This window comes from Pseudomonas sp. 2822-17, from assembly GCF_002742485.1.
GTDB lineage: Bacteria > Pseudomonadota > Gammaproteobacteria > Pseudomonadales > Pseudomonadaceae > Aquipseudomonas > Aquipseudomonas cyclaminis.
Genome location: NZ_LJRZ01000791.1, coordinates 1 through 22,074, shown reverse-complemented (window position 1 = coordinate 22,074; position 22,074 = coordinate 1). Strand labels below are relative to the sequence as shown.

The following is a 22,074-nucleotide window of genomic DNA, read 5'->3' as shown; positions in this document are numbered from 1 at the left end:
AAATGTGGGAGGGGGCAAGTCCCTTCCCACATTTGGTTTTGTGGCGTTCTCAGGGGGTCTGTACGCCTTCGGCCAGCAGCATGTCTACCAGTCGGATCAGTGGCAGGCCTACCAGGCTCGTCGCATCCGGTCCTTCGGTGCTTTGAAACAGGCTCACGCCCAACCCTTCAGCCTTGAAGCTGCCTGCACAGTCATAGGGCTGCTCTATGCGCAGGTAACGCTCGATGCGTTCAGCGTCCAACTCGCGCATGTGCACCGTAAAAGGTACGCAGTCGACCTGGCAGCGGCCTGTCTCGGCATTGAGCAGCGCCAGGCCAGTCAGGAAGCTCACGCGCTTGCCGCTGGCGGCCAGTAACTGCTCGCGGGCGTTTTCGAACGTGTGCGGCTTGCCGATGATGCGGCCGTCCAGCGCAGCGACTTGATCCGAGCCGATAATCAAGTGGCCAGGGTGACTGGCGGCGAGGGCGCGCGCTTTCTCTTCTGCCAGGCGCTTGACCAGCTCCACGGCGGATTCATTTGCGCCGTGGCTTTCGTCGATATCCGGCGAACTGCAGGTGAACGGCAGCTGCAGTCGGCTGAGCAATTCCCGGCGGTAAACCGAGCTGGAAGCGAGCAATAAAGGCAACATATACGACTCCTCAAGGCAGCCGCCGATTCTAGCGGGGCGACCGGCTGACGCACAGGGCTGAATTTCCTTTGACATGGCTGGGTGCATCCCTATAATGCTGCGCCTATGTTGAATGACCCGATTCCACCTCACGTTGACCCGCGCAAATTGGCTGATCGTGGCACTTCCCTTCAAGGTGAATTGCTGCTGGCCGATTTGGAGAGACTCTGCGACCCGCTTTCCGACACTGTCGGTACGGTGCAGGCCAAATTCGTTTTTGAACGAGATGAACGTAAATCTGTGGTAATACACAGCTTTATCGACACCGAGGTCAAAATGGTTTGCCAGCGTTGTCTTGAGCTGGTCACCCTGCCGATTCACAGCGAATGCAGTTACGCTGTGGTGAAGGAGGGTGCGAATACCCAGTCGTTGCCGAAAGGTTATGACGTGCTGGAACTGGGCGAAGATCCATTGGATCTGCATGCACTGATCGAGGAGGAGCTTCTGCTCGCCTTGCCCATTGTGCCTGCTCATCATCCGGAAGAATGCCAGCAGCCGGAGGGTCTCGATGACGAGGCCGAACCGAGCGAGGACGAGGTAACGCGGTCCAACCCGTTCAGTGTATTGGCGCAGTTAAAGCGTGACCCAAACGTTTAGGAGTTAATCAATTATGGCTGTTCAGCAGAACAAAAAATCCCGTTCCGCCCGTGACATGCGTCGTTCGCACGATGCCCTGACGGCGAGCACTCTGTCTGTAGAAAAAACCACTGGTGAAATTCACCTGCGTCACCACGTATCGCCAGAAGGCGTATACCGTGGCCGTAAAGTGATCGACAAGGGCGCTGACGAGTAATCACTTGTCTGCTCAAGTCATCGCGATTGACGCAATGGGCGGGGACTTCGGTCCCCGCAGCATTGTTCAGGCCTGCATTGCCAGCCTGATTGCTACGCCCTCGCTGCACCTGACCCTTGTCGGTCAACCCTCACTCCTTGAAGAATTGATTGCCAGCCATCCGGTTGTGGATCGCGCGCGCCTGACAATTACGCCGGCCAGCGAAACCATCAGCATGGATGACAAGCCGGCGACGGCCCTGCGCGGCAAGCCTGACTCTTCAATGCGCGTGGCCTTGGAATTATTGCGTGATGGCAAGGTGCAGGCCTGTGTCAGTGCCGGTAATACCGGAGCGTTGATGGCATTGTCGCGGCATGTGCTCAAGACGCTGCCCGGCATTGATCGGCCGGCGATGGTTGCGGCGATTCCAACGCAGAAAGGCTATTGCCAGTTGTTGGACTTGGGCGCGAACGTGGATTGCAGTGCCGAGCACTTGTTCCAGTTTGCCGTGATGGGCTCGGTGGCCGCTGAGGCGCTGGGTGTGGCCCGACCGCGCGTGGCCTTGCTGAACATCGGCACCGAAGACATCAAGGGCAATCAGCAGGTCAAGCTTGCCGCCACGCTATTGCAGGGCGCTCGGGGCTTGAATTACATCGGTTTTGTCGAGGGTGACGGCTTGTACCGTGGCGAGGCGGATGTGGTGGTGTGCGACGGTTTTGTCGGTAATATCCTGCTTAAATCCAGCGAAGGCCTGGCAACCATGATCGCCACGCGCATCGAGACGTTGTTCAAGCGCAACCTGGCATCGCGCCTCGTAGGGGCCTTGGCGCTGCCGTTGATGCGGCGTCTGCAGGCTGACCTGGCTCCGGCGCGGCACAATGGTGCGAGTTTTCTCGGGTTGCAGGGCATCGTGGTGAAAAGCCACGGTTCGGCCGGCGTGGAAGGTTTTCAAAGTGCGATTGCGCGGGCCTTGATCGAAATCCAGGAGAACCTGCCGCAACGCTTGCACGGACGTCTTGAGGATCTGTTGCCTTAGGCGAATTGGCCCCGGAGTGCTTAAATGTGACCGGCCAGTTCAATTGACCATCCAATCTGTCAGTTTCGTGCGCTCCCACAGTCGGTGCGCGCATTTTTGACGACCAGATCATTAGGGGCTTGTTACATGTCTACATCCCTCGCATTCGTCTTTCCAGGGCAGGGTTCGCAGTCCCTCGGCATGTTGGCCGAGCTGGGCGCGCAATACCCGCTGATCCTGGATACTTTCAAGGAAGCTTCCGAGGCCCTGGGTTACGACCTGTGGGCGCTGACCCAGCAGGGGCCGGAAGAACAGCTCAATCAAACCGATAAAACCCAGCCAGCCATCCTGACCGCTTCGATCGCCCTGTGGCGCTTGTGGTTGGCCGAAGGCGGCGCGCGCCCGGCATTCGTCGCCGGTCACAGCCTGGGCGAATACAGCGCCCTCGTTGCGGCGGGCAGCCTGACTCTCGCGGAAGCGGGCAAGCTGGTCGAGCGCCGTGGTCAACTGATGCAGGAAGCCGTTCCGGCCGGGCAGGGCGGCATGGCCGCTATCCTGGGGCTGGACGACGCGGTGGTGATCGAAGCCTGTGCCGAAGCGGCTCAGGGCGAAGTCGTCAGCGCGGTGAATTTCAACTCTCCTGGCCAGGTGGTGATTGCCGGTGCCAAGGCGGCGGTCGAGCGTGCCATCGAAGGCTGCAAAGCCCGTGGCGCCAAGCGCGCGCTGCCGTTGCCGGTGAGCGTGCCGTCCCACTGCGAATTGATGCGCCCGGCGGCCGAGCGGTTTGCTGAGTCCATTGCAGCCATCAACTGGCAGGCACCGCAGATCCCGCTGGTGCAGAACGTCAGCGCGGCCGTCGCCGCCGACCTCGACACCCTCAAGCGCGACCTGCTGGAGCAGCTCTACAAGCCGGTACGCTGGGTTGAGTCGGTCCAGACGTTGGCCGCCAACGGCGCGACCGAGCTGGTCGAGTGTGGTCCGGGCAAAGTCCTGGCCGGCCTGAACAAGCGTTGCGCTGACGGCGTGTCGACCGCCAACCTGAATACCCCGGATGCCTTCGCTGCCGCTCGTGCGGCACTGGCCTGAACTCAGAACCCTGAAGAATTAGGAGAAGCCTGCATGAGTCTGCAAGGTAAAGTTGCACTGGTTACCGGCGCGAGCCGTGGCATTGGCCAGGCGATCGCCCTGGAGCTGGGCCGTCAGGGCGCCGTTGTGATCGGTACCGCCACTTCTGCTTCGGGCGCCGAGCGTATCGCCGCAACCCTGAAGGAAAACGGCGTGCAAGGCACTGGTCTTGAATTGAACGTAACCAGCGATGAATCCGTGGCGGCTGTATTGGCCGAGATCACTGCACAGTTCGGTGCGCCGGCTATTCTGGTGAACAATGCCGGTATCACCCGCGATAACCTGATGATGCGCATGAAAGACGACGAGTGGTACGACGTGGTCGATACCAACTTGAACAGTCTGTTTCGCCTGTCCAAGGGTGTTTTGCGCGGCATGACCAAGGCGCGTTGGGGCCGAATTATCAATATTGGCTCCGTAGTGGGTGCCATGGGCAACGCAGGCCAAGTAAACTACGCAGCCGCCAAGGCTGGTCTGGAAGGTTTCAGCCGTGCGTTGGCGCGTGAGGTCGGTTCGCGGTCGATTACGGTCAACTCGGTAGCCCCAGGGTTCATCGACACCGATATGACCCGCGAACTGCCGGAAGCACAGCGTGAAGGCTTGCTGACGCAGATTCCGCTGGGCCGTCTGGGCCAGGCTCAAGAGATCGCGAATGTGGTCACTTTCCTGGCATCCGACGGTGCGGCATACGTGACTGGGGCTACAATCCCGGTGAACGGCGGGATGTACATGAGTTAAATTGTGACGGATCGCTTCAAAAAAATGTCATACGAGCTGTCTAAAATCCGTTATAAAGCTGCAACTTAATTTATAGGCAGGTGGCCGACCGGGTACAGCGTGAAGCTTTCAGTTGAAAAGCTGAAATGGCTTTCTATACACTTACCCACTGGCCAGCTGCCTGAATTTGTCCATTAGGAGTTAAACAAGGTATGAGCACCATCGAAGAGCGCGTCAAGAAAATCGTTGCCGAGCAACTGGGCGTTAAAGAAGAAGAAGTGGTCAACACTGCTTCCTTCGTCGAAGACCTGGGTGCCGATTCCCTTGACACCGTTGAGCTGGTGATGGCTCTGGAAGAGGAATTCGAGACCGAGATCCCGGACGAAGAAGCTGAAAAAATCACTACTGTTCAAGCTGCTATCGACTACGTTACTAGCCACCAGGCGTAATAGTTTGTAGTCGTCGCTTGCTGTTAGGGAAAACCGCACTGCTGTAACGGCGTGCGGTTTTTTCTTTAAGCGGTGATGAAAAGTAAGCCCTGAAGCAAAGTGTCGTCATTAGAAAAAGGAGAGTGCTGTGTCGCGTAGACGCGTCGTAGTCACCGGTATGGGTATGTTGTCGCCACTGGGTACGGATGTGCCGAGCAGTTGGCAGGGCATTCTGGCTGGCCGCAGTGGTATTGGTCTGATCGAACACACGGACCTTTCTGCCTATTCCACCCGTTTTGGCGGCTCGGTAAAGGGTTTCAATGTCGAGGAATATCTCTCGGTCAAGGAATCCCGCAAGCTCGACCTGTTCATTCAATACGGCCTGGCAGCCGGTTTTCAGGCGGTGCGTAACGCCGGCCTGGAAGTCACCGACGCCAACCGTGAACGCATCGGCGTGGCCATGGGTTCGGGTATTGGCGGTCTGACCAATATCGAAGAAACCAGCCGCACGCTGCATGATTCCGGCCCTCGTCGAATTTCACCGTTCTTCGTGCCTGGCTCGATCATCAATATGATTTCCGGCTTCCTGTCCATCCATTTGGGCGCACAGGGGCCTAACTACGCGATTGCCACAGCGTGCACCACGGGTACTCACTGCATCGGCATGGCGGCGCGCAATATCGCCTATGACGAAGCTGACGTGATGATCGCCGGTGGCGCAGAAATGGCTGCCTGCGGCCTTGGCATGGGCGGCTTCGGCGCGTCCCGTGCATTGTCGACCCGCAATGACGAGCCGACCCGTGCCAGCCGTCCGTGGGACAAGGGCCGTGACGGTTTCGTACTGTCCGATGGCGCCGGTGCCCTGGTGCTGGAAGAGTTGGAGCACGCCAAGGCGCGTGGTGCCACCATCTACGCCGAGTTGATCGGCTTTGGCATGAGCGGCGACGCCTACCACATGACCTCGCCGCCGTCTGACGGTGCCGGCGCTGCGCGTTGCATCGCCAACGCCCTGCGGGATGCCAAGGTCAATGTCGACCAGGTGCAGTACATCAACGCCCATGGCACTTCCACGCCAACCGGTGACCTGGCGGAAGCCGAGGCCATCAAGTCGGTGTTCGGCGAGCACGCCTATAAGCTGGCGGTCAGCTCCACCAAGTCCATGACCGGCCATCTGCTGGGTGCGGCGGGCGCGGTCGAGGCGATCTTCAGTGTGATGGCCATCAAGGACCAGGTCGCTCCGCCGACCATCAACCTGGATGAGCCGGACGAAGGCTGCGACCTGAACTTCGTGCCGCACGAGCCGCAACAGATGCCGATCGACGTCGCGATCTCCAACTCCTTCGGCTTTGGTGGCACCAACGGTTCCCTGGTGTTCCGCCGGTACGCCGAGTGATGCACAGCTGGGTCGACGGTCAGCCAGCGGACAGCGTGCCCCTGAAAGATCGCGGCCTGGCGTATGGCGATGGCCTGTTCGAGACCATCGCCGTCAAGGTCGGGCAGCCCATGTTGCTCGACCGCCACCTGCAGCGCCTCGATGAGGGCTGCAGGCGTTTCGCGTTCGAGGTGGATCACAGTGTGATCCGCAACGAAGTACTTTCCTATGCCGCCGCCCTCGGCGACGGTGTCCTCAAATTGATCCTGACCCGTGGCGATAGCCTGCGCGGTTATGGCGTCAATCCCGGCGCACCGGTGCGCCGTATCCTGCAGGGCAATCCGCCCGCGAGCTATCCCCACGTTCATGGAACCGAAGGCATCCGTCTGTTTGCGTGTACGACGCGCTTGGCCGAGCAGCCGCTGCTGGCCGGTCTCAAGCACCTCAACCGCCTGGAGCAGGTGATTGCCCGCGCCGAGTGGCAAGATGTCGAGCACGCCGAAGGCCTGATGCTGGATATGTCCGGGCGTGTGATCGAGGGCGTATTCAGCAACCTTTTCCTTGTACGCAACGGCTTGTTACTAACCGCTGATCTGACTCGTTGCGGGGTTGCGGGCGTCATGCGCGCCGAGATCCTGGACCAGGCACAAGCGCTGGGTATCCCGCTGGCCGTGGCTGACATCACGGTCGAGCAGTTGCAGCAGGCCGACGAAGTCTTCGTCTGCAACAGCGTATATGGCATTTGGCCGGTGCGCGGCTGTGCGGCGATGAGCTGGCCGGTTGGGCCGCTCACCCGTAAACTGCAGGGCATTGTTCGCGCACTATTGGATATTTGAGTTGATACGAAAACTGGTTGTACTGCTGCTGATTGCTCTGTTCTCGGCGGCTTTGCTGTTGGGGTTTTCCGCCTGGAAATACGACGCTGCCTTGAAGCAGCCGTTGAACCTGACCCAGGAGCAGTTGCTCGATGTGCCGGCAGGGGCAACCCCGACCGGCACCTTTAATCGCCTGGAAGCAGACGGCGTGCTCGACGGTGCGTTCTGGCTGCGCCTGTACTGGCGCTTCAACCTTGACGGCCAACCGCTGCACAGCGGCGAGTACCGCATGACGCCTGGCATGACCGCCGAGGGCCTGATCGGCCTGTGGCGGCGTGGCGAAGTGGTGCAATACAGCCTGACCCTGGTGGAAGGCTGGAACTTTCGCCAGGTGCGCTCGGCCCTGGCCAAGCATGAAAAGATCGTGCAGAGCCTCTCCGGCCTGAGTGACAGCGAAGTGATGGAGAAGCTCGGCCACCCTGGCGTGTTTCCTGAAGGGCGGTTCTTCCCGGATACTTACCGCTTCGTGCGCGGCATGACCGATGTCGAATTCCTGAAAAAAGCCTACAACCGCCTGGACGATGTACTCGCTCAGGAGTGGAGCAAGCGCGCCGCTGATGCGCCATACACCGACCCTTACCAAGCGCTGATCATGGCCTCCCTGGTGGAAAAGGAGACCGGTGTGCCGCAAGAGCGTGGCCAGATTGCCGGCGTATTCGTGCGCCGCCTGAAGATCGGCATGCTGCTGCAGACCGATCCTACGGTGATCTACGGCTTGGGTGAGCGTTACAACGGCAAGTTGACCCGTGCTCATCTCAAGGAAGCCAACCCTTACAACACCTATATGATTGCCGGGCTGCCGCCGACGCCCATCGCCATGGTCGGTCGCGAGGCGATCCATGCCGCGTTGAACCCGGTGCCGGGCAGCAGCCTGTATTTCGTCGCCCGTGGCGATGGCAGTCATATTTTCTCCGATGACCTGGGTGCGCATAATGCCGCCGTGCGTGAGTTCCAGCTCAAGCGCCGCGCCGATTACCGCTCCAGCCCGGCACCGGTGGTCACACCGCCGGAAGATGTAGCGCCGCCAACGGATGCTCCCGCCGAGCCCGCGCCGGACACCACCGCGCCGCAAAGCCCGCAATGACTCTGACTAAGGACTGCCTGTGACTGGCTTGTTTATTACCCTGGAAGGCCCCGAAGGCGCCGGCAAGAGCACCAACCGCGATTACCTGGCCGAGCGTTTGCGCGCGCAAGGGATCGAGGTGGTGTTGACCCGTGAGCCCGGCGGTACGCCGCTGGCCGAGCGCATCCGCGAAGTGTTGCTGGCCCCAGGCGAAGAACAAATGAACCCGGACACCGAGCTGCTGCTGGTGTTCGCCGCCCGTGCGCAACACCTGGCCGAAGTGATACGCCCGGCCTTGGCACGCGGTGCCGTGGTGATTTGTGACCGGTTTACCGATTCCACCTACGCCTACCAGGGCGGCGGCCGCGGCTTATCCCTGGAGCGCATCGCTACCTTGGAAACCTTTGTGCAGGGCGATCTGCGCCCTGACCTGACCCTGTTGTTCGACCTGCCGGTGGAAGTGGGCATGGCCCGCGCCACTGCCCGTGGTCGTCTCGATCGCTTCGAGCTGGAAGGCCAGGCGTTTTTCGACGCGGTGCGCAGCGCGTTCCTCAAACGTGCCCGCGCAGAACCTGCGCGGTATCACCTGTTGGACGCGGCCCAGCCGTTGACCCAGGTGCAGCAGGCCATCGACGGCCTGATGCCAACGCTGTTGGAGCGCGCCCGTGGCTGAAGCCTACCCGTGGCAGGACAGTCTCTGGCAACAATTGGCCGGCCGTGCCCAGCACGCCCACGCTTATTTGCTGCACGGCCCGATCGGTATTGGTAAGCGGGCCCTTGCCGAGCGCCTGATGGCCAGCCTGCTGTGCCAGCGCCCGGTCAACCTGGAGGCGTGCGGCGAGTGCAAATCCTGCCTGTTGCTCAAAGCCGGCAGCCATCCCGACAATTACCTGCTGGAGCCTGAGGAAGCCGACAAGGCGATCAAGGTCGACCAGGTGCGTGACCTCGTCAGCTTCGTGGTGCAAACCGCGCAGATGGGCGGGCGCAAGGTGGTGCTGATAGAGCCGGTGGAGGCGATGAACATCAACGCCGCCAACGCCCTGCTCAAAAGCCTTGAAGAACCCTCCGGCGACACTGTGCTATTGCTGGTGAGTCATCAGTCCAGCCGCCTGTTGCCGACCATCCGCAGCCGCTGCGTGCAGCAGGCTTGTCCGTTACCAAGCGAGGCGATGAGCCTGCAATGGCTGGCGCAGGCACTGCCGGACTGCTCCGCAGACGAGCGCGTCGAACTGCTGACCCTCGCTGCCGGTTCGCCCCTGGCCGCCGTGAAGCTGCAAGCCCAAGGTGTCCGTGAGCAACGTGCGCTGGTGGTGGATGGCGTTAAAAAACTGCTCAAGCAGGAAATGTCCGCGACTCAACTGGCTGAAGGTGCCTGGAAAGACATTCCCCTGTTGTTGCTGTTCGACTGGTTCTGTGACTGGTCGAGCCTGATCCTGCGCTACCAACTGACTCAGGATGAAAATGGCCTGGGCCTGCCGGACATGCGCAAGGTGGTGCAGTACCTTGCGCAGAAAAGTGCCCAGGACAAGGTGCTGGCTATCCAGGACTGGATCCTCGCCCAGCGCCAGAAGGTCCTCGGCAAGGCCAACCTCAACCGTGTGCTGTTGCTTGAAGCGCTGCTGGTGCAGTGGGTGGGCTTGCTCGGCCGCCGTTAATTTCCGTGGCCGACGGGTGTATCGTCGGCCAGACCCTCTCCGTGACTCAAGTTGTAACTTCCTATGCTCGTAGATTCCCATTGCCACCTTGATCGCCTTGACCTCGCCCAGCACGGCGGCTCCCTCGACGCCGCCCTGGACGCTGCTCGCCAGCGTGGGGTAGGGCACTTCCTGTGCATCGGCGTCAGCGCGGACAACGCCGCCGACGTCAAAGCCCTGGCTGATCGTTATACCGACGTGGATTGCTCCGTGGGTATCCACCCGCTGGACCTCAAGCCCGGCGAAGCGCCGGCCCTCGACTGGTTGCTCGGTGAACTCAACCACCCGCGCGTGGTGGCCATCGGCGAGACCGGCCTGGACTACCACTACGAACCCGAAGCCGCCGAGTTGCAGCAGGCGTCCTTCCGTTTGCATCTGCAAGCCGCCCAGCAGACGGGCAAGCCGGTGATCGTCCACACCCGTGGCGCCCGTGCCGACACGCTCACGTTGCTACGCGAAGCCGCGTTGCCACAGGCCGGCGTATTGCACTGCTTCACTGAAGACTGGGGCATGGCCAAGGCGGCGTTGGACCTGGGTTTCTATATTTCCCTGTCGGGCATCGTCACTTTCCGCAATGCCGACGCGCTGCGCGATGTGGCGCGCCAAGTCCCGGCCGATCGCCTGTTGGTGGAAACCGATTCGCCGTACCTGGCGCCCATCCCTCATCGTGGCAAGCCGAACCTGCCGGAGTATGTGCGTGATGTGGCGGAGTTTCTGGCGATGCTGCGGGGTGAGTCCTACGAGCGTTTTGCCGAGCAGACTACCGAGAACTTCAAGCGTCTGTTTCCATTGGCTCACGTTGCTGCGTAGGCCCGCGCTCAAATCGCAGGCAAAAAAAACCCGGGTTCTGGGGGGTGAATCCGGGTTAAGACCATTAGGAGTAAAACAAGGGCACACAGTCCGTCGGTACCCAGGTCGGCGCTTCACTTGGGGGAGATGTCACGCCAACAGTTCAAGTATTGATCAGTATCTGATTCAGTCCAGTCGCGACTGATCGTTTTTTAAACAGATTTGGAATACAGGGGCTTCGCTTGAGTTCTCATTGGGCCGGTGCACGGGTGCAGTTATTGCGTATTATTTCTGACTGATAGCCATGAATTCGTTGGCACTCTGAAAGTAAAGTGCGTAGCGGGTTCACATAGACGTTGCCCAACGACCGTTCAGTCGGGATAATCCCTCGCACTGGGTAAATCGTATCGCCATGTATTCGTGGCCCTGCGCGACCCTCCCTATTCCGACCTTTGCAGACCTCTTCCTCATGCACAAAGAACCCCGTAAGGTCCGTGAGTTTCGCCGCCGTGAGCAGGAAATTCTCGACACCGCACTCAAATTGTTCCTCGAACAGGGCGAAGACAGCGTCACCGTCGAGATGATCGCGGATGCCGTGGGTATCGGCAAAGGCACCATTTATAAGCACTTCAAGTCCAAGGCCGAGATCTACCTGCGCCTGATGCTCGACTACGAGCGCGATTTGAACGAGCTGCTGCACTCTGCCGATGTCGACAAGGACAAGGAAGCGCTGTCCCGCGCCTACTTCGAGTTCCGCATGCGCGACCCGCAGCGCTACCGCCTGTTCGACCGCCTGGAAGAGAAAGTCGTCAAGGGCCATCAGGTGCCGGAGATGGTCGAGGAACTGCACAAGATCCGCGCCTCGAACTTCGAACGCCTGACCCTGTTGATCAAGGGTCGCATCAGCGAAGGCAAGCTTGAAGACGTGCCGCCGTACTTCCATTACTGCGCCGCCTGGGCCTTGGTGCACGGCGCCGTGGCGCTGTACCACTCGCCGTTCTGGAGCAATGTGCTGGAAGACCAGGAAGGGTTCTTCCAGTTCCTGATGGACATCGGCGTGCGCATGGGCAACAAGCGCAAGCACAGCACCGAGCCAGCAGCTGTCGACTCTGCGCGTGTTGAGACGCCGGCGTCGTAATCTTTACTGCCAGGCGTAGTACCCCAGGAATATACTCAGGCAAGGATCTTGCTAAAAGCTGATTTATCAGTCAGCTTTTAGCGCGCCCGAATCATCCTCTGCCGGAGTGATCCATGATCGTTGATCGTCAAGGCAGGCGTTTTCGCAATTTGCGGATCAGCCTGACCTCAGCCTGCAACTACGCGTGTACCTACTGCGTGCCCAACGGCAAGCGGCTGGTGGCTGCCCAGGACGAACTCTCGGCCGAGGCCATGGCCCGTGGCGTGGCTTACCTGATCGAAGCGGCGGGCATCGACCGCCTGCGCATCACGGGCGGCGAGCCGTTGGTCAGCCCCAAGCTGGAAGCTTTTATGGGCGCAGTCGGCGGCATGGGGCTCAGCGATATCAGCCTGACCACCAACGGCCAGTTGCTGGCGCGCAAACTGCCACTGCTGGTGGATGCCGGCATTCGACGTATCAACGTCTCCCTCGACACCTTGGATGCCGATGCCTTCCGCGGCATCGCCCGTGGCGGCGACCTGGCCACCGTGCTCGATGGCATGGACCAGGCTCGCGCCGCTGGAATCAAGATCAAGGTCAATATGGTGCCGTTGCGCGGCCAGAACCTCGACCAGGTCATGCCGCTGCTCGACTACTGCCTGGAGCGTGGTTATGAACTGCGCTTTATCGAGTTGATGCGCATGGGCCACCTGGCCAAGGATTCCAATGCGTTCCTGCAACAATTCGTCAGCCTGCAGCAACTGCTCAGCCTGATCGGCGAACATCACGAATACCTGCAAGCCAACGCCCCTGTGGATGCAACCGCCGTTCGCTACGAGGTGCCGGGCAAGGGCTACTTTGGCGTGATCGCCAATGAAAGCGTGCCGTTCTGCCGTACCTGCTCGCGATTGCGCCTGTCGTCCACCGGCTGGTTGCATGGTTGCCTGTCGTCGAGCAACCGTCACTACGTCGGCGACCTGCTCGACAAGCCGCGCCACCAGGCGCTGCCGGCGCTGCAAGGATTGCTGATGAAGGCTCTGGGCGACAAACAGGAAGTGGCGTTCTCGGGCGGGGCCACGATCATGAAGATCATCGGCGGCTGACGCCGAGCGTGTAGCTTCAAGCTGCTCCCCTGGCCCAGAACCTGCATCTCACGCCCATTCGCCGGTTTTCCGTCACCGGCTTCTGGAGGATTAGGATGCGTAGTCTGGTTTTGTTGCTGGCGTCGTTGACGCTGAGTGGTTGCATGACCGTCAGCGATATGGCCGAAGGCACCCGCTATCAGATGAGTGATGCCGGGTTGCTCGACCACAGCGATACCCGCCGTACGGCGTCGGTTCGCATACAGCCGGACTCCTTTGTCTTTATCGCCCAGGGCGCCTTCGTGCCGCCGGGCAGCGCCTATCCGCGTCCGAACGTGGTAGCCGAGGAAGCCTTCAACGGCTTCGTCGAATACTTCCCTATGGTGCGCCGCGCCCGTCAGCCCGAAGGTCTGGAGCAGGCGATGGCCGAAGCCCGTGCGGCCGGTGCCCACTACCTGCTGTACTGCCGATTCGCCAAGGCGGATGACCGTATCGGCAACGCCGATGAGTGGGCCGATCAAGAGGCCCTGGACCGGGTTGGGCTGGACAGCGGCGTGATCCAGATCATGTTGATCGAGACCAGCACCCAGTATTTGATTGATACTGCACGCATTCGCAGTCGTGGCGGTTTACTGACGTTCCACGACAATCGGCCACAAGACCTGATTGCCCGCCCGCTCGCGCAGTACGCCCGAGGTCTGCTGGGCATGGGTGATCAGTAGGGCCAGATCAAAAAAAGGGAGAACCTCATGACCGATTCCGCCAAGGCCAACGACTTGTTGGCCCAGTTGCCCAAAGGCAAGGGACCGGCGCCGGTGCACCTGTGGAACCCGGATTTCTGCGGCAATATCGACATGCGCATCGCCCGCGATGGCACCTGGTTCTACCAAGGCACGCCCATCGGGCGCAAGCCGATGGTCAAGTTGTTCTCCAACATCATCCGCCGCGACGGCGATGATTACTTCCTGATTACTCCGGTGGAAAAAGTCGGCATCACCGTCGACGACGCGCCCTTTGTCGCGCTGACCCTGGAGGTCGAAGGGCAGGGCGAAAGCCAGTTGCTGCGCTTCACCACCAACGTCGATGAACAGATCGAAGCCGATATCGAACACCCGCTGCGGGTGGTCATCGACCCCGTCACCCAGGAACCTGCGCCCTATCTACGGGTACGCACCAACCTCGAAGCCCTGGTGCATCGCAACGTGTTCTACCAATTGGTGGAGCTTGCTGTAAGCCGCCCGATCAACGGTCAGAACTGGTTGGGCGTCTGGAGCGGCGGCGAGTTTTTCCCGATTGGCCTGGAACCCTGAGGCCGCTTTTTTCATCTTCCTGAAATAATTCGCTTGCTGCATAAGGACCGTTTCGGTTATCAATTTGTACATGATTAGACATGTCCGATTTGACAAGAAAAAACGTGTCGTCGACGAGCTCATCCGCCGTATCGAGGGTGGAGTGATGGCCGACGGTTTCCTGCTGCCGGGCGAGCACCAGCTCGCCGAGGAGTTTGCGGTCAGCCGCGGCACCTTGCGCGAAGCCCTGGCCGAACTCAAGCGGCGCAATTACATCGCGACCCAGAGTGGCGTCGGCTCCATCGTCACGTTTGACGGCATGGTGCTCGATCAAAACAGCGGGTGGGCACAGGCTCTGGCGGACACCGGTGCATTGGTGACCACCGATATCCTGCGCCTGGAAGCGGTGACGCGCCCCGATCTGTTCAGCCGGTTCGGCACCGAGCGCTTTATCGCCCTCGACCGTCGCCGGCGCACCAGCGATGGCACTGCGGTGTCCCTGGAGCGTTCGCTGATGCCCGAGTCCGGTGGCCTGGAAAGCCTGCCCCGTGTCGGCCTGATCGACAATTCCCTGACCATCACCCTGGCGGCCTACGGCTATATCGGCGCTGAAGGGGACCAGTGGATAGGCGCCGAACCCCTCAGCGATGAAGACGCCCAGTTGCTCGGCCGCCCCGCGGGCAGCGTGTTCCTCAAGGCCTCGCGCACCACCTACGACCGGCGCGAGCGCTTTATGGAATACGTCGAAAGCTTGCTCGACCCTCTGCACTTTCGCCTGCACCTGCAATTTGGATCTTCGAAATGACCACGGATACTCGCGCCCTCGGCGCTTTCTACGGCCTCGCGCTGGGCGATGCCCTGGGCATGCCCACTCAGTCCCTGAGCCGCGAGCAGGTGCGACAGCGCTTCGGTGCGATCACCGCCCTGGAGGATGCCGGTGCCGATCAACCCATCGCGCCGAATATGCCCGCTGGTTCCATCACTGATGATACCGAACAGGCCATTCTCGTCGGCGAGTTGCTGGTCGAAGGCCAAGGCACGATCGAGCCCATCGTGCTCGCCCAGCGCCTGATCGACTGGGAAGCGGTGATGCGTGCCAAGGGTTCCCAGGACCTGCTCGGCCCGTCGACCAAACGCGCTATCGACATGATCCTGGCCGGGCATACCCCTGAGGAATCCGGCCGCTACGGCACCACCAATGGTGCTGCCATGCGCATCACGCCCGTGGGTATCGCCGCCGATGTCAGCGACCCGGCAGCGTTTATCCAGGCGGTGATCCAGGCGTGCCAGGTCACTCATAACACCACGCTGGGTATCTCCAGTGCGGCGGCGGTGGCGGCAGTGGTGTCCGCTGGCATCAACGGTGTGGACCTCGGCGAAGCGCTGAACATCGGCACCCAGATCGCCCAGCAGGCGGAAGGCCAGGGTCATTGGATTGCCGGCGGACGCATATCCACCCGCATCAGTTGGGCGCGCACCTTGAGTGTCGGCAGCGGTGACACAGCGCTGTTTGCCGACCTGCTCTACGAATTGATCGGCACCTCCGTTGCCTCCCAGGAATCGGTGGTGGTGTCGTTTGCCCTGGCCCAGCAAGTGGCGGTGGGGGGTATGAACGCCTTCGAGGCCCTGTGCCTGGCCGCCAGCCTTGGCGGTGACACCGACACCATCGCAGCGATTCTGGGGGCGATGCTCGGCGCTTGTCTGGGCATGCAGTGCTGGCCTGTGGCAATGATCGAACAGGTCAAGGCCGTGAACGGCTTGGACTTGCAGCCGTTGGTTGAAGCGCTGTTGAAACTGCGCTGAGCCAGGACGACCGGAATACCGATTCACCTTGCATACCTGCCACAACCACAATAATACAGGCACCAGGAGCGCCCCTCATGAGCAGCACATCTTCCGGCCAAAACGCCGGGCAATTGGAAACACGCGGCATCGAGCCCGTCCCCGAAGGCGAGTGCAATGGCCATCCGCTGCAACTGTTCTGGGTGTGGTTCGCCGCCAACATCAGCATCCTCGGCTTGCCGCTGGGCGCGACGCTGGTGGCGTTCCGGGGGCTGGCGATCTGGCAGGCAATCATCGTGGCGATCCTTGGCGCTGCTGGCTCCTTTGCGGTGGTGGGCATCATCTCCATCGCCGGTCGTCGTGGCCGTGCGCCGAGCCTGACCCTGTCCCGCGCCATCTTCGGCGTGCGCGGCAATATCGGCCCGACGCTGGTGTCACTGATGTCGCGCCTGGGCTGGGAAACCGTCAACACCACCACCGCCGCCTTTGTGCTGCTGTCGTTGTGTTCGATTCTGTTCGGCTCGCCAGTCGAGGCCAAAAGCGCGCCGGTGCTGACCTTGATCTTTATCGCCATCTTCGTGCTGCTGACCCTGTCCGTTTCCGGCCTGGGCCACGCCACCTTGCTGGTGATCCAGAAGTGGGCCACCTATGTGTTCGGCGCCTTGAACATCCTGGTCGGCGGTTTCCTGTGCGCCACCATCGACTGGAGCGCCGTGTTCAACGCCACGCCGGCACCGCTGAGCGCAATGATCATCGGCGTCGGCACCATGGCCGCCGGCACCGGTATCGGTTGGGCCAACGCCGGTGCCGACATGTCGCGCTACCAGCACCGCAGCGTCAAGGCCGTGCGCCTGGTGGCATCCGCCGCGTTTGGTGCGGGGATTCCACTGGTGCTGCTGATCACCCTCGGTGGCCTGCTGTCGGTGGGCAACAATGACCTCGCTTCGGCCACCGACCCGATCATTGCGATCCGCGACATGCTGCCCACCTGGATGGCTGTGCCGTACCTGATCACCGCGTTCGGTGGGTTACTGCTGTCGAATAACCTGTCGGTGTACTCGGCCGGTCTCACCACCTTGACCCTCGGTTTGAAGGTCAAGCGCGTACACGCGGTGATCGTCGACATCGTGGCGATTTTCGCAGGCTCGATCTACTTCATGCTGATCGCCGACAGTTTCTACGGCCCGTTCATCACCTTCATTTCGTTGCTGGCGGTGCCGATCACCGCATGGGTCGGGATCTTTGTGGTCGACCTGATCCACCGTCACTACTACAGCCCCAAGGATCTGCTCGACGTCAGCCCAAGCAGCGCCTACTGGTACCGCGGTGGTGTGGAATGGCGTGCGTTTGGCGCCTGGGCCGTGGCGATTGTTCTGGGTTTCAGCTTCACCACCATTGGCACCACCGCCGAGAACATCTGGTTCGCCGGGCCGTTGTCCGACTCCTGGCTGGGCCACAACGGCCTGGGCTGGATCGTCACCTTCCTGGTGGCCGGCGGGATTTATGCCGTACTGGGCGGCGCGGCTGATCGTCGCCCGGCGTTAGTCGAGAGCCCCAATGTCTAGATTGCTGCACACCGGCCAGGTCATCGTCGATCTGGTCATGGCCCTCGATACCTTGCCCGCCAGCGGCGGCGACGTGCTGGCGCGATCGGCCAGTTTCGAAGCCGGCGGCGGCTTTAATGTGATGGCGGCGGCGCGACGCAACGGGTTGCCGGTGGTTTACCTGGGCCGCCACGGCGATGGCCGTTTTGGCGATCTGGCCCGCGCGGCGATGCAGGCCGAAGGCGTGGAAATGGCTCAGGCGGCGAGTGAGGGAAAGGACACCGGGTTGTGTGTCTCGCTGACCGAAGCCACTACCGAGCGCACCTTTATCTCCCATATCGGCGTTGAGGGCGACTTGAGTGCTGAGGATTTGGCTCGCGTTGTGCCGCAAGCCGACGACTATGTTTACGTCAGCGGGTACAGCCTGTTGCTGGAGGGCAAGGCCCAGGCATTGCTCGACTGGTTGCTGGGTTTGCCGCGTGAGATCACCGTGGTATTCGACCCGGGCCCGTTGGTCAAGGCGCCGGATTCAGCGCTGATGGCCGCCTTGTTGCCACGCATCGATATCTGGACCAGCAATGGCCCGGAAGCCTTGGCATTTACCGGTGCGAAAACACTGGCGGACGCACTGCTCGACCTCAATCGGCATCTGCCTAAGGAGGCGCTGCTGGTAGTGCGTGATGGGCCGAACGGGTGTTGGGTCAGCCGCGCCGGGCGCGCCGAGCATGTGCCGGGTTTCAAGGTGAAGGCGGTGGACAGCAATGGGGCGGGTGACGCACACGCAGGGGTGTTTATTGCCGGGTTGGCTGCGGGTATGAAACCTGCTGAGGCGGCGCGCAGGGCGAATGCGGCAGCGGCGCTGGCAGTGACACAGTGGGGCCCTGCAACCTCGCCGGGCACCGAAGAGGTTGACGCCTTGCTCACCCAATAAACGCAGATTGAAAATGTGGGAGGGAGCTTTCCCCCTCCTACATTGGGTTTGCGTGAAGGCTATTGAAGGGCGTCCAACTTACGCGCTTCATCTACCCCGGACGCCGTCAGCTTGATCGGCAGATTCAGTGAATATTCACCGGCATCGTCTGTGGTCACATGCCCATCCTTGATCAGCCCGCGGCCCTGCAGAAATGCCAACACACTGGCCACCTCTTTTTCGCCGCGGTAATTATCCAGCACCTCCTTGCCCAAACCTTGCGGGTGGGCGTGCAGCAGGCGGGTGAGGACTTCTTTTTCAAGGTTTCTATCGACGTTCATGCGTACCTCTTCACGGGGAAATGATCGGGTGTTCGTCTAACGGTCGAGGGCTTAGGGCGCAGGTTGTTTTGGCGCGCCCGGCAGGTTCGAGTCATCGCCTTTGTTGATCTTCGGCTCATTGACCGACGGGCCCATTTTGCCGTTGCCGACTGCGGCGGGAGCCTGGCGCTCGGTGTCATGCCCCTTGGTGTGCGGGTCGGCGCCGTTGGTGTTATCGATGATGGCGCCGCCATTGGTATCCAGGCCGGTGCCCATGGATTTCTGCGACTCGGTGGTGGCGTCCGGCGTCGGATCGGTCGGGCCGGTGGTCGAGCTGGCAGCGATGGCGCTCAGCGAGGCAGCGGACAGCAGGCCGGTGAGGGCGAAGGCAGCAAACTTTGAAGGCTTCATGAGGATATCTCCGTAGAATTAATGTCCTTACCCTCTATTGGTCAGCCGCCATTTGTTGAAGGTGCCTGGATGGCGACGAACGGTATCAGCCTACCTGTAAGATTTTGTGTGACGTTGCCCGACGCCAAATCAGACGCGCCACGCTGATCAACCAATTGCCCAAGGCCACGGCCAGCACGCTGAGCATCAGCGCCGGCAGACCGAAATCGACGATGATCCAGCCCGCCAGCCAGGGAAACCCGAAGACCCCGACAAAATACGCCAGGCTGAACAACAGCAGCGCCTGGGACGTGGTGCCGGTTGGCGCCTCATTGGCCACCAAGCCGTTGATGACCGAATACGTCAGGCCGTACCCGACACCCAGCGTCACGGCAGCCAACAGGTAACTCGCGTTGCCGCTGACGCCAAAGGCAAACAGCAGAATCGACCCCAGCATCACCCCGGACAGCACGCAGGCGGCCACATAGGCATCACGCTTGACCACATAGCCGGCGATCAACAGGCGGCTGCTGATCGCCGCACTGACAAAACCGGCAAAGAACAGCGAATAATCCAAGCCGTGGGCCGCCGCGTAGCTGGTCTGGAAGGAAGACAACCCACCAAACACGCAACCCCCGAGCCCGACCATGACGATGGCAAACACTGCCCGTGAAGACAGCACGCGACGGCAGGCGCCCCAGGAAATTTTCGACACCGGCGCCGTGGCATGACGCTTGAGTGCCGAGCCCAGCAACCAGAACATCCCCACCCCGACCAGGCTGGCCAATGCGGCAATGTAGAAGGCGCTTGTCAGAGGCAGCCCCAGTGCATTCGCGGCCCGGCCCAGCAGAGGGCCAGAACCGATGCCGCTCATCATGCTGCCCGACAACAGTGCGAAATATTTGGCGCGCTGCCGGGGCTCCACCAACATGGTCACGATGATTGGCCCTAACGTGTAGAACACCCCCCAACCCAAGCCCAGGGACAATCCGAACAGCATCAATCCTTCACCAAACCCCGGCATCAACGCAAAGCCCAGGCACGCCACCACCAGCAACACGCCCATCCCGGCAATGGCCCGCGCCGCGCCCAAGGCATCCGCCAAGTGCCCGGAAAGCAGCACTGCGACGAAGGTGCTGAGCATCGCCGTGGAAATCACACTGCCGGCATCGTGTTCATTGCCACCGCGTGTATGAATCAGCAACGACAACAAAAACGTCGAGCCGTAAGACAGCGACAACAGGAAACTGGCGAGGCAAAACAGGGCGAACAGTTGGGTGCTCACCGGGGACGTGGACTGCATTGGGGCCGCCTGGAGGTGGTTGGAGTAGTGGCCACTGTTTATCACGCACCTTGAGCGGGTTTGTTCTGTAGTTGCTGGTGCTTGCATCAGTGCCGGCCGGAGTAACGGCGCGGCGCATGAAAATGCGCTGCAATCCGTCATCAAAGCGCCTTAGTATGTCGGCTTTGAAATTGCCCAAGGCTTGCCCATGACCATCGAGATTCGCCCCGCCGTGCCCAGCGATGCTGCGCAGATCCTGACGTTCATCACCGAACTCGCCGAGTACGAGAAAGCCCGGCATGAAGTGATCGCCAGCGTGGTGGATATCGAGCGTAGCCTGTTCAGCGAGGGCGCCACCGCCCATGGCCTGATTTGCCTGCGCGATGGCCTGCCGATTGGTTTTGCGGTGTTCTTCTTCAGCTATTCCACTTGGCTGGGCAGCAACTGCCTGTACCTGGAAGACCTTTACATCAACCCCGAGCAACGCGGTGGCGGGGCGGGCAAGAAGCTGCTGCGCCACTTGGCCAAGATCGCGTTTGATAACGGCTGCGGGCGCTTTGAGTGGAGCGTGCTGGACTGGAACGAGCCGGCGATTGCTTTCTACAAATCCATCGGCGCCCAGCCACAGGAAGAGTGGGTGCGCTATCGCATGGAAGGTGACGCATTGCGCGATTTTGCCCTCGGATGAGGGTCATCCCGTCTTTAAAAAACCGGCTAATTCAAGGCCGGTTTTTTTATGGGTTAGCTCACAATATGGGATGCAAATTTATATATTGAGATGTTTCAAGATCTGGGTTTATAGTCGGCGGCATCAGCACTCACTACCAAAAATAAAACAGGTGAAGCGATGCAGGCACAACCATTGTCACTCCCCGCCGTGCCCGAGCCCACTTACGGCGAGCGGCTCAAAGGCAAGGTGGTGATCATCACCGGCGCCGCCCAAGGCATTGGCGAGGCAATCGTCGCGTGCTTTCAGGCCCAGCAGGCGCGCTTGGTCATCGCCGATATCCAGGGCGAAAAAGTCGAGAAGGTGGCCGCCCATTGGCGCGAACGCGGCGCTGAAATTGTCGCGCAAGCCGTCGACATCACTTCAAAAGAGCAATGGCAGGCGCTGGTCAATGTGGCCATCGAGCGCTTCGGCCGCGTGGATGTGTTGGTCAACTGCGCGGGCGTCAATGTGTTCCGTGACCCCCTGGAAATGACCGACGAAGACTGGCGCCGCTGCTTCGCCATCGACCTCGACGGCGCCTGGTTTGGCTGTCGCACGGTGCTGCCGCACATGATCGAGCAGGGCATCGGCAATATCATCAACATCGCCTCCACCCATTCCAGCCACATTATTCCCGGTTGTTTCCCGTACCCGGTGGCCAAACATGGCCTGCTGGGCCTTACCCGCGCCCTCGGCATCGAATACGCGCCCAAAGGCATTCGCGTCAATGCTATCGCGCCGGGCTACATCGAAACCCAACTCAACGTCGACTACTGGAACGGTTTCCCCGACCCTCATGCCGAGCGCCAGCGTGCCTTTGACCTGCACCCGCCCAAACGCATCGGCCAGCCGGTCGAGGTGGCGATGACGGCGTTGTTCCTGGCCACCGACGAGGCGCCCTTTATCAATGCCACCTGCCTGATGATCGATGGCGGGCGGTCTGTGATGTATCACGACTAGAACTTGTAACGCTCAATAACAACAAGAGGTGGTTCATGTTCAAGAAAGCAGTTGGCACTCTGGCACTCGCCCTGGCGTTCAGCGGCGCGGTATCGGCCGAAGAAGTAAAGATCGGCTTCCTGGTCAAACAAGCCGAAGAACCCTGGTTCCAGACCGAATGGGCCTTCGCCGA

General features: G+C 60.9%; 26 protein-coding genes and 1 pseudogene. 23 read left to right on the top strand and 4 right to left on the bottom strand.

Features of this window, described 5'->3' with window-relative positions:
• Positions 1-49: 49 nt before the first annotated feature.
• A complete protein-coding gene (locus AOA60_RS28500; protein ID WP_099587174.1) occupies positions 50-628 on the bottom strand; it encodes a nucleoside triphosphate pyrophosphatase in 579 nt (192 codons plus the stop codon).
• Between the two features lie 105 nt (positions 629-733).
• On the opposite strand from AOA60_RS28500, the gene AOA60_RS28495 reads away from it, so the two are divergent.
• From AOA60_RS28495 to AOA60_RS28400, 20 genes are all read left to right on the top strand, one after another.
• Positions 734-1,264: a YceD family protein gene (locus AOA60_RS28495; protein ID WP_032886799.1), complete on the top strand. Its 531-nt coding sequence runs from the start codon at positions 734-736 to the stop codon at positions 1,262-1,264.
• Positions 1,265-1,277: 13 nt separating this feature from the next.
• A complete protein-coding gene (gene rpmF / locus AOA60_RS28490) occupies positions 1,278-1,460 on the top strand; it encodes a 50S ribosomal protein L32 (protein ID WP_008152339.1) in 183 nt (60 codons plus the stop codon).
• A 4-nt stretch (positions 1,461-1,464) separates the two neighbouring features.
• Positions 1,465-2,475: a phosphate acyltransferase PlsX gene (plsX, locus tag AOA60_RS28485; protein ID WP_099587173.1), complete on the top strand. Its 1,011-nt coding sequence runs from the start codon at positions 1,465-1,467 to the stop codon at positions 2,473-2,475.
• A 126-nt stretch (positions 2,476-2,601) separates the two neighbouring features.
• On the top strand, positions 2,602-3,540 hold the full coding sequence (gene fabD, locus AOA60_RS28480) for an ACP S-malonyltransferase (protein WP_099587172.1): 939 nt from the start codon (positions 2,602-2,604) through the stop codon (positions 3,538-3,540).
• 33 nt (positions 3,541-3,573) lie between these two features.
• Positions 3,574-4,317 (top strand): 3-oxoacyl-ACP reductase FabG, encoded by a 744-nt coding sequence (fabG, locus tag AOA60_RS28475; RefSeq protein WP_032886802.1) that lies wholly within the window; start codon positions 3,574-3,576, stop codon positions 4,315-4,317.
• Positions 4,318-4,508: 191 nt separating this feature from the next.
• A complete protein-coding gene (acpP, locus tag AOA60_RS28470; RefSeq protein ID WP_003175607.1) occupies positions 4,509-4,745 on the top strand; it encodes an acyl carrier protein in 237 nt (78 codons plus the stop codon).
• Positions 4,746-4,872: 127 nt separating this feature from the next.
• Positions 4,873-6,117 carry a beta-ketoacyl-ACP synthase II gene (gene fabF, locus AOA60_RS28465; RefSeq protein WP_099587171.1) on the top strand — a complete coding sequence of 415 codons (1,245 nt, stop codon included), beginning with the start codon at positions 4,873-4,875 and terminating at the stop codon, positions 6,115-6,117.
• Positions 6,117-6,932, top strand: a complete 816-nt coding sequence (pabC, locus tag AOA60_RS28460; RefSeq protein ID WP_099587170.1) for an aminodeoxychorismate lyase — start codon at positions 6,117-6,119, stop codon at positions 6,930-6,932. Before fabF ends, pabC begins: the two co-directional genes overlap by 1 nt.
• Position 6,933: 1 nt before the next feature.
• Positions 6,934-8,055 carry an endolytic transglycosylase MltG gene (mltG, locus tag AOA60_RS28455; RefSeq protein ID WP_099587169.1) on the top strand — a complete coding sequence of 374 codons (1,122 nt, stop codon included), beginning with the start codon at positions 6,934-6,936 and terminating at the stop codon, positions 8,053-8,055.
• 19 nt (positions 8,056-8,074) lie between these two features.
• Positions 8,075-8,707 (top strand): dTMP kinase, encoded by a 633-nt coding sequence (gene tmk, locus AOA60_RS28450; protein WP_099587168.1) that lies wholly within the window; start codon positions 8,075-8,077, stop codon positions 8,705-8,707.
• Entirely contained in the window at positions 8,700-9,689 is a 990-nt protein-coding gene (locus AOA60_RS28445) for a DNA polymerase III subunit delta' (protein ID WP_099587167.1), read from the top strand. The genes tmk and AOA60_RS28445 overlap by 8 nt, the downstream gene beginning before the upstream one ends.
• A 63-nt stretch (positions 9,690-9,752) precedes the next feature.
• Positions 9,753-10,538, top strand: a complete 786-nt coding sequence (locus AOA60_RS28440; protein WP_099587166.1) for a TatD family hydrolase — start codon at positions 9,753-9,755, stop codon at positions 10,536-10,538.
• Between the two features lie 448 nt (positions 10,539-10,986).
• The gene (locus AOA60_RS28435; RefSeq protein WP_099587216.1) at positions 10,987-11,655 is read left to right on the top strand and encodes a TetR/AcrR family transcriptional regulator; all 669 of its coding nucleotides are present in this window, start codon (positions 10,987-10,989) and stop codon (positions 11,653-11,655) included.
• 113 nt (positions 11,656-11,768) lie between these two features.
• On the top strand, positions 11,769-12,737 hold the full coding sequence (locus tag AOA60_RS28430) for a GTP 3',8-cyclase MoaA (protein ID WP_099587165.1): 969 nt from the start codon (positions 11,769-11,771) through the stop codon (positions 12,735-12,737).
• Positions 12,738-12,832: 95 nt separating this feature from the next.
• Positions 12,833-13,438: a DUF4823 domain-containing protein gene (locus AOA60_RS28425; protein WP_099587164.1), complete on the top strand. Its 606-nt coding sequence runs from the start codon at positions 12,833-12,835 to the stop codon at positions 13,436-13,438.
• Positions 13,439-13,465: 27 nt separating this feature from the next.
• On the top strand, positions 13,466-14,026 hold the full coding sequence (locus AOA60_RS28420; protein ID WP_099587163.1) for a DUF1285 domain-containing protein: 561 nt from the start codon (positions 13,466-13,468) through the stop codon (positions 14,024-14,026).
• 70 nt (positions 14,027-14,096) lie between these two features.
• Positions 14,097-14,810, top strand: coding sequence for a GntR family transcriptional regulator (locus AOA60_RS28415; protein ID WP_099587162.1), 714 nt, complete (start codon positions 14,097-14,099; stop codon positions 14,808-14,810).
• Positions 14,807-15,808: an ADP-ribosylglycohydrolase family protein gene (locus AOA60_RS28410; RefSeq protein WP_099587161.1), complete on the top strand. Its 1,002-nt coding sequence runs from the start codon at positions 14,807-14,809 to the stop codon at positions 15,806-15,808. Before AOA60_RS28415 ends, AOA60_RS28410 begins: the two co-directional genes overlap by 4 nt.
• A 77-nt stretch (positions 15,809-15,885) precedes the next feature.
• Positions 15,886-17,352 carry a cytosine permease gene (locus AOA60_RS28405; protein WP_099587160.1) on the top strand — a complete coding sequence of 489 codons (1,467 nt, stop codon included), beginning with the start codon at positions 15,886-15,888 and terminating at the stop codon, positions 17,350-17,352.
• Positions 17,345-18,262: a PfkB family carbohydrate kinase gene (locus AOA60_RS28400; protein WP_099587159.1), complete on the top strand. Its 918-nt coding sequence runs from the start codon at positions 17,345-17,347 to the stop codon at positions 18,260-18,262. The genes AOA60_RS28405 and AOA60_RS28400 overlap by 8 nt, the downstream gene beginning before the upstream one ends.
• A 59-nt stretch (positions 18,263-18,321) precedes the next feature.
• Here the strand turns inward: AOA60_RS28400 and AOA60_RS28395 are convergent, their stop codons facing one another.
• From AOA60_RS28395 to AOA60_RS28385, 3 genes are all read right to left on the bottom strand, one after another.
• The gene (locus AOA60_RS28395; protein WP_099587158.1) at positions 18,322-18,582 is read right to left on the bottom strand and encodes a hypothetical protein; all 261 of its coding nucleotides are present in this window, start codon (positions 18,580-18,582) and stop codon (positions 18,322-18,324) included.
• A 51-nt stretch (positions 18,583-18,633) separates the two neighbouring features.
• Positions 18,634-18,972 carry a hypothetical protein gene (locus AOA60_RS28390; protein ID WP_099587157.1) on the bottom strand — a complete coding sequence of 113 codons (339 nt, stop codon included), beginning with the start codon at positions 18,970-18,972 and terminating at the stop codon, positions 18,634-18,636.
• 85 nt (positions 18,973-19,057) lie between these two features.
• Entirely contained in the window at positions 19,058-20,254 is a 1,197-nt protein-coding gene (locus AOA60_RS28385; RefSeq protein ID WP_099587156.1) for an MFS transporter, read from the bottom strand.
• 187 nt (positions 20,255-20,441) lie between these two features.
• Between AOA60_RS28385 and AOA60_RS28380 the strand changes: the two genes are divergently transcribed.
• From AOA60_RS28380 to AOA60_RS28370, 3 genes and pseudogenes are all read left to right on the top strand, one after another.
• Positions 20,442-20,921 (top strand): GNAT family N-acetyltransferase, encoded by a 480-nt coding sequence (locus AOA60_RS28380; protein WP_010208407.1) that lies wholly within the window; start codon positions 20,442-20,444, stop codon positions 20,919-20,921.
• A gap of 159 nt (positions 20,922-21,080) precedes the next feature.
• Positions 21,081-21,902 (top strand): SDR family oxidoreductase, encoded by an 822-nt coding sequence (locus AOA60_RS28375; RefSeq protein WP_099587155.1) that lies wholly within the window; start codon positions 21,081-21,083, stop codon positions 21,900-21,902.
• A 35-nt stretch (positions 21,903-21,937) separates the two neighbouring features.
• Positions 21,938-22,074, top strand: a pseudogene (locus AOA60_RS28370) (arabinose ABC transporter substrate-binding protein); the annotation flags it as partial.

What these genes read in the sequence shown, in the direction of transcription:
- AOA60_RS28500 (WP_099587174.1), bottom strand. Translation starts at nt 628, where the DNA reads ATGTTGCCTTTATTGCTCGCTTCCAGCTCGGTTTACCGCCGGGAATTG.
- AOA60_RS28495 (WP_032886799.1), top strand. Translation starts at nt 734, where the DNA reads ATGTTGAATGACCCGATTCCACCTCACGTTGACCCGCGCAAATTGGCT.
- rpmF (WP_008152339.1), top strand. Translation starts at nt 1,278, where the DNA reads ATGGCTGTTCAGCAGAACAAAAAATCCCGTTCCGCCCGTGACATGCGT.
- fabD (WP_099587172.1), top strand. Translation starts at nt 2,602, where the DNA reads ATGTCTACATCCCTCGCATTCGTCTTTCCAGGGCAGGGTTCGCAGTCC.
- fabG (WP_032886802.1), top strand. Translation starts at nt 3,574, where the DNA reads ATGAGTCTGCAAGGTAAAGTTGCACTGGTTACCGGCGCGAGCCGTGGC.
- acpP (WP_003175607.1), top strand. Translation starts at nt 4,509, where the DNA reads ATGAGCACCATCGAAGAGCGCGTCAAGAAAATCGTTGCCGAGCAACTG.
- pabC (WP_099587170.1), top strand. Translation starts at nt 6,117, where the DNA reads ATGCACAGCTGGGTCGACGGTCAGCCAGCGGACAGCGTGCCCCTGAAA.
- AOA60_RS28440 (WP_099587166.1), top strand. Translation starts at nt 9,753, where the DNA reads ATGCTCGTAGATTCCCATTGCCACCTTGATCGCCTTGACCTCGCCCAG.
- AOA60_RS28435 (WP_099587216.1), top strand. Translation starts at nt 10,987, where the DNA reads ATGCACAAAGAACCCCGTAAGGTCCGTGAGTTTCGCCGCCGTGAGCAG.
- AOA60_RS28430 (WP_099587165.1), top strand. Translation starts at nt 11,769, where the DNA reads ATGATCGTTGATCGTCAAGGCAGGCGTTTTCGCAATTTGCGGATCAGC.
- AOA60_RS28425 (WP_099587164.1), top strand. Translation starts at nt 12,833, where the DNA reads ATGCGTAGTCTGGTTTTGTTGCTGGCGTCGTTGACGCTGAGTGGTTGC.
- AOA60_RS28420 (WP_099587163.1), top strand. Translation starts at nt 13,466, where the DNA reads ATGACCGATTCCGCCAAGGCCAACGACTTGTTGGCCCAGTTGCCCAAA.
- AOA60_RS28415 (WP_099587162.1), top strand. Translation starts at nt 14,097, where the DNA reads ATGATTAGACATGTCCGATTTGACAAGAAAAAACGTGTCGTCGACGAG.
- AOA60_RS28410 (WP_099587161.1), top strand. Translation starts at nt 14,807, where the DNA reads ATGACCACGGATACTCGCGCCCTCGGCGCTTTCTACGGCCTCGCGCTG.
- AOA60_RS28405 (WP_099587160.1), top strand. Translation starts at nt 15,886, where the DNA reads ATGAGCAGCACATCTTCCGGCCAAAACGCCGGGCAATTGGAAACACGC.
- AOA60_RS28400 (WP_099587159.1), top strand. Translation starts at nt 17,345, where the DNA reads ATGTCTAGATTGCTGCACACCGGCCAGGTCATCGTCGATCTGGTCATG.
- AOA60_RS28395 (WP_099587158.1), bottom strand. Translation starts at nt 18,582, where the DNA reads ATGAACGTCGATAGAAACCTTGAAAAAGAAGTCCTCACCCGCCTGCTG.
- AOA60_RS28390 (WP_099587157.1), bottom strand. Translation starts at nt 18,972, where the DNA reads ATGAAGCCTTCAAAGTTTGCTGCCTTCGCCCTCACCGGCCTGCTGTCC.
- AOA60_RS28385 (WP_099587156.1), bottom strand. Translation starts at nt 20,254, where the DNA reads ATGCAGTCCACGTCCCCGGTGAGCACCCAACTGTTCGCCCTGTTTTGC.
- AOA60_RS28380 (WP_010208407.1), top strand. Translation starts at nt 20,442, where the DNA reads ATGACCATCGAGATTCGCCCCGCCGTGCCCAGCGATGCTGCGCAGATC.
- AOA60_RS28375 (WP_099587155.1), top strand. Translation starts at nt 21,081, where the DNA reads ATGCAGGCACAACCATTGTCACTCCCCGCCGTGCCCGAGCCCACTTAC.